The sequence below is a fragment of the Deinococcus sp. genome, from assembly GCF_025362455.1.
Taxonomy (GTDB): Bacteria; Deinococcota; Deinococci; order Deinococcales; family Deinococcaceae; genus Deinococcus.
The window spans coordinates 1-4,352 of record NZ_JANYGJ010000213.1 but is presented as its reverse complement, the minus strand read 5'-3'; the positions used below and the strand labels follow the sequence as shown (position 1 = coordinate 4,352).

General features: G+C 62.7%; 4 protein-coding genes. 3 read left to right on the top strand and 1 reads right to left on the bottom strand.

Annotated features, from left to right (window positions below):
- The 3 genes from Q0R23_RS15110 to Q0R23_RS15100 form a co-directional block, all read left to right on the top strand.
- On the top strand, window positions 1–348 hold a 348-nt coding region (locus tag Q0R23_RS15110; protein WP_293914287.1), incomplete at its 5' end, for a DNA-3-methyladenine glycosylase.
- A gap of 115 nt (window positions 349–463) precedes the next feature.
- A complete protein-coding gene (locus tag Q0R23_RS15105; RefSeq protein ID WP_293914285.1) occupies window positions 464–1,654 on the top strand; it encodes a GGDEF domain-containing protein in 1,191 nt (396 codons plus the stop codon).
- Window positions 1,655–2,056: 402 nt separating this feature from the next.
- Window positions 2,057–2,581 (top strand): peptidase inhibitor family I36 protein, encoded by a 525-nt coding sequence (locus tag Q0R23_RS15100; RefSeq protein ID WP_293914283.1) that lies wholly within the window; start codon window positions 2,057–2,059, stop codon window positions 2,579–2,581.
- 159 nt (window positions 2,582–2,740) lie between these two features.
- On the opposite strand, the gene Q0R23_RS15095 is transcribed toward Q0R23_RS15100, so the two are convergent.
- A partial coding sequence (locus tag Q0R23_RS15095) for an ABC-F family ATP-binding cassette domain-containing protein (protein ID WP_293914281.1) occupies window positions 2,741–4,352 on the bottom strand: 1,612 nt, incomplete at its 5' end.

The following is a 4,352-nucleotide window of genomic DNA, read 5'->3' as shown; positions in this document are numbered from 1 at the left end:
ACCTGCCGCCCGGAAGGCGTGCCCGCCAGCATCCTGATTCGCGCCCTGGAGCCGCTGGAGGGCCAAGACACCATGCTGGAGTTTCGCCCGGTGGTGCGCGGCGTCACCAGCGGCCCGGCCAAACTGGTGCAGGCGCTGGGCCTCACGTCGCAGGACATCAGACACCAGCCGGTGAACGGTGCGGGGTTGTCGCTGCATCCTGGCAACCCGCTGACGGACGCCCAGGTGAGCGTCACGGCGCGGGTGGGCATCGCGGCGGGCCGGAATCTGCCCTGGCGCTTCGTGGAAACTGGGAATCCCTGGCGCTCCGGCGGCGTGCCGAGCATGGACCTGAGCCGCCCCAGTTGAGTCGCCCGATCTGAGCCGGGGCGAAAAGGGCGTGCCACCTCTGAACAACGTGTGCATCAACACAGTTTGACATAAGCCAACTGACCGCCTGAACAATTCTGTAAACAAGGTGTGAGTGGGCGTTCAAGCTTCGGCCAGCGGCTGCCAGATCGCCGCGCAGGCCGGGCGGGTCTCCTTATTTTCGCCTCAACTGGCGCCGGATACCGGTACAGTGCACTCAGGAGCTGATGCCCACGCCATGACCACCATGCTCGAACAGGCCCGCCAGGGCGCCGCCGTTCAGGTGCTCGACCTCAAAAAACGGGTCTACCGGGTGTTGCTGGTGCCGGGTGCGGTGCTGGGCACCGTCATGATCCAGTTCGGTACCCCGGTGCAGAGCCTGGTGTGGTGGTTGAGCATGCTCGGTGAGGTCGTCTGGAGCCTGCTGATCTGGGCCTTTCTGAGCGGCAGGCTGCGGCTGCGGCCCTTTGAATGGAGCCTGTTCGCCTCCGCTGGGCTGATCTTCCTGGGTCTGCTCGGACTGGATGTCAGCGGCAACGTGCCGATGTTCGTCGTCACAGCCCAGGTGCTTTACATCTGGACCTTCCTGTCGTTCGGCACCCGGCTGGGGATGCAGGCCACTGCGGCGTTCTTTGCGGCCTCGCTGCTGGTGTACGCGCTCGGCGGCCCGGTGAGTGCCTCCAGCACCCGGCTGTTTACGCTGTTCTCGCTGGCCACACCGATTTACCTGGTCTGCCTGTACGCCTTCGCCGCCGTGCTGGAGAGTCAGGCTGGCGCTGGCCTGGCCGCCGTCACCGAGCTGGCCTACCGCGACGCCCTGACCGGGCTGCCCAACCGCCTGAACTTCCGCGAGCACCTGGGCGCCAGCCTGGCGAGCGGACAGCCCCTGGCGCTGCTGTTTATCGACCTGGACAACTTCAAGGCCGTCAACGACGGACTCGGCCACCAGGCCGGTGACCAGTTGCTGTGCGAGCTGGCGCTGCGCTGGCAATCACGCCTGCCCCCCGGCGAGGTGCTGGCCCGCATCAGCGGCGACGAATTCGCGGTGATCTGCCCCGGCCTAAGCGCCCAGACCGTTCCTGCGCGGGCCGCCCAGCTTCTGGCCGCGCTGGAGGAGCCGTTCACCCTGGCGGGCCAGCCCTACCGGGCCTCGGCCAGCATCGGCATCGGCCTCTACCCCGACCCGGCCAGAAGCGCCGAAGAACTGCTGCGCCACGCCGATGAGGCCATGTATACCGTCAAGGCCAGCGGCAAAAACGGCGTCCAGGTCTACGTGCCAGGGCGGATGCAGGTGCGGCTGCGCTAAGGTGCGGGACATTTTGCCGTGAGTTGCCGATCACTCGGACCTGAACCTACATACAGAATTTGCCATCCTATGGGCAGCGAAAAGTCGTATCCGAATTGGAAGTTGAACCCGTTCCAGTCGCGCTTTGACCCGACGGCGAACGCCTGGACGTGCGGTCTTTAGATCGAAGTGGATACAGATGCTGTATTTACGTAATATTCATGTTTGATCTGCTTTAAGACGCCTCATCGCAAGCGCAAACTCCACCTACCGAGATCCAGTAAAATGTGACCAGGTGTGCTTTCAGTCGTGTTTTTTGTACCAGCCCTAACTTCTTTTAAATTCGGATTTAAAATGATTATGAGATTGAGACCATCTGGAAAATCTAATATACGACTCACTTGAGCTTGCTAAGGTTCGGGTGTGAAAAACACGCTGATTCTTCTAACGATAGGTATAGCGATGGTCGGCTGTGGGCAGAACTCTGTTACAACTGCGCCGGATGCAGGTATAGGTGGCACTACAGGCAGCACAGCCCCTCTTCAAACGATAGTCAAGGGGCTGGGGCCAGATCCTGTAAACACCAGCCCAGTAAAATTCATGTCCGATTCTGGTAACGGCTTGATTTCCGCCCTGGGAGATGGGGGCATGTGTAAGCCTGGCTGGTTCTGCATGTGGGAAGACAACAACTACAATGGTAATGCTATTGGATTTATTCCCAACGTCGCCAACGTGGGGAGCTACTGGAATGATAGGGCGACATCGTTCTGGAACAGAACCGGCAAGACCGTATGTGTTTGGACAGACACATGGTACAGAGGTCAGGGTTTCGGACTTGGGGCAGGTGCTTGGACATGGAACATCGGTTCAAACACTACTCAACATGACTTTATGGGCGGTCAGTTTGGCAATATGAACGACACAGTGAGCTCTATCTCAAATTGCTGATAGACTGACGCTCAGACCGGAAAAACAGTACCCCATCATCATTACCACCAGGTCGCGCTCCGACATTTGTTGGGCGCGGCTTTTTATGCCATGTATCTTGTTGATCTTGGTTTGTTGGCCTTCAAATTCGCCTGATCCGCTGACGTCTGAATGAATCGCTCAGTCTGCGTGCAGACGGCTCCGGGCCTCGACGTTCACCTGGGCCTGTTCCCACTCGGTCATGCGGTGAAGCAGCGTCTGCTCCAGCTCGGCAGCCGCACTGCCCAGCGCGGCGAAGTCGGCGTCGGGGGCAGCCTGGGCCAGCGCCTGGTGGGCTTCCTCGATCCGGGCTTCGATGTCGCTCACCTCGGCCTCCAGACGCTCGACCTCGCGCTTGAGGTGCCACAGGCCCTTGCCTTTGGGCGCAGCGGGGTTTTGCAGGGCGGGCGCGGCCCTGACTTCTGTGACCTTCTCGGCGCTTTGGTGCTTTTCGCGGTAGTACTGCCAGCCGCCGGGGTACTCGTAGAACCGTCCGTCCTCGATCAGCCAGATGCGGTCGGCCAGGTGCTCGATGAAACGCCGGTCGTGGCTGACCATCAGCAGCGTGCCGGAAAAGTCGGCCAGGGCGCCTTCCAGACTTTCCAGCATCTCCATGTCGAGGTGGTTGGTCGGCTCGTCGAGCACCAGAAAGTTATGGTCTTCCTGGGCCAGCTTGAGCAGCGCCAGGCGGGCGCGTTCGCCGCCGGAGAGAACGCGCACCAATTTGTCGTGGCTCAGGTAGGGAAACATGTAGGTGCCCAGCAGATCGTGGGCCTCGGCGTCCTTCTCGACGTAGGCGCGGGCCTCATGATAGAGGGTGCTGTCCTCCTCGACGCCGCGCAGTTGCTGGTCGTAGTAACCCACCGTGACGCGGGCTCCGGTGCGGCTGTAGGCGCGGGCGTCGTCGCTGGGGGTCAGGCCCAGCAGTGTGCGCAGGAAGGTGGTCTTACCCGCGCCGTTGCGCCCGATCAACGCCACGCGCTCGCCGCGCCGGATCTGCACCGCCACGTCGCCGAACAGCGTGCGTCCGGCCAGTTTTTTGGTCAGGTGCCTGGCGTCGAGCACCATGTCACCGCTGGCCGGGGCGTGAAACAGGATGCGGGCGGTGCGCTCGGCCCGCGCCGGGGCCTGGGCGGCGCTCTTTTTCAGGCGTTCCAGACGGGTTTCCATGCTGCTGGCACGGCGGGCCAGCTTGGACATGCCCAGCCCCCAGATCTTCATGCGGGCGGTGGACTCGGCCAGGCTGGCGATCTTCTTGGCGTCCTGGGCGGCGCGGGCGCGGGTGCGCTCTAGTTCCTCGTCCAGCGCGGTGCGGAAGGTGGTGTAGCCGCCGGGATAGACGTTGAGCTCGCCGCGCCACAGGTGGGCCGTCTCGTTGGTGGCGGCGTCCAGAAAGGCCCGGTCGTGGCTGATAATCAGCGCGGCGCCGGGGTAGCGGGCCATGAAGCTCTCCAGCCACTCGACCATCACGATATCGAGGTGGTTGGTCGGCTCGTCGAGCAGCAGCACGTCGGGCCGGCGCACCAGGGCCTGCGCCAGCGCGACGCGTTTTTTCGTCCCGCCCGACAAGGTCGCGATGACCGCGTCCTTGTCCAGGTGCAGCCGATGCAGTGTTTCTTCCACCCGCTGTTCCCAGTTCCAGCCGTCCTGGTGCTCGATGGACGTTTGCAGGTCGTGCAGGTCGCCCTCGCCGTGCGTGTATTGCTCGATCCAGGCGATGACGTTGGCCACGCCCGCGCAAGCCGCCTGGAAC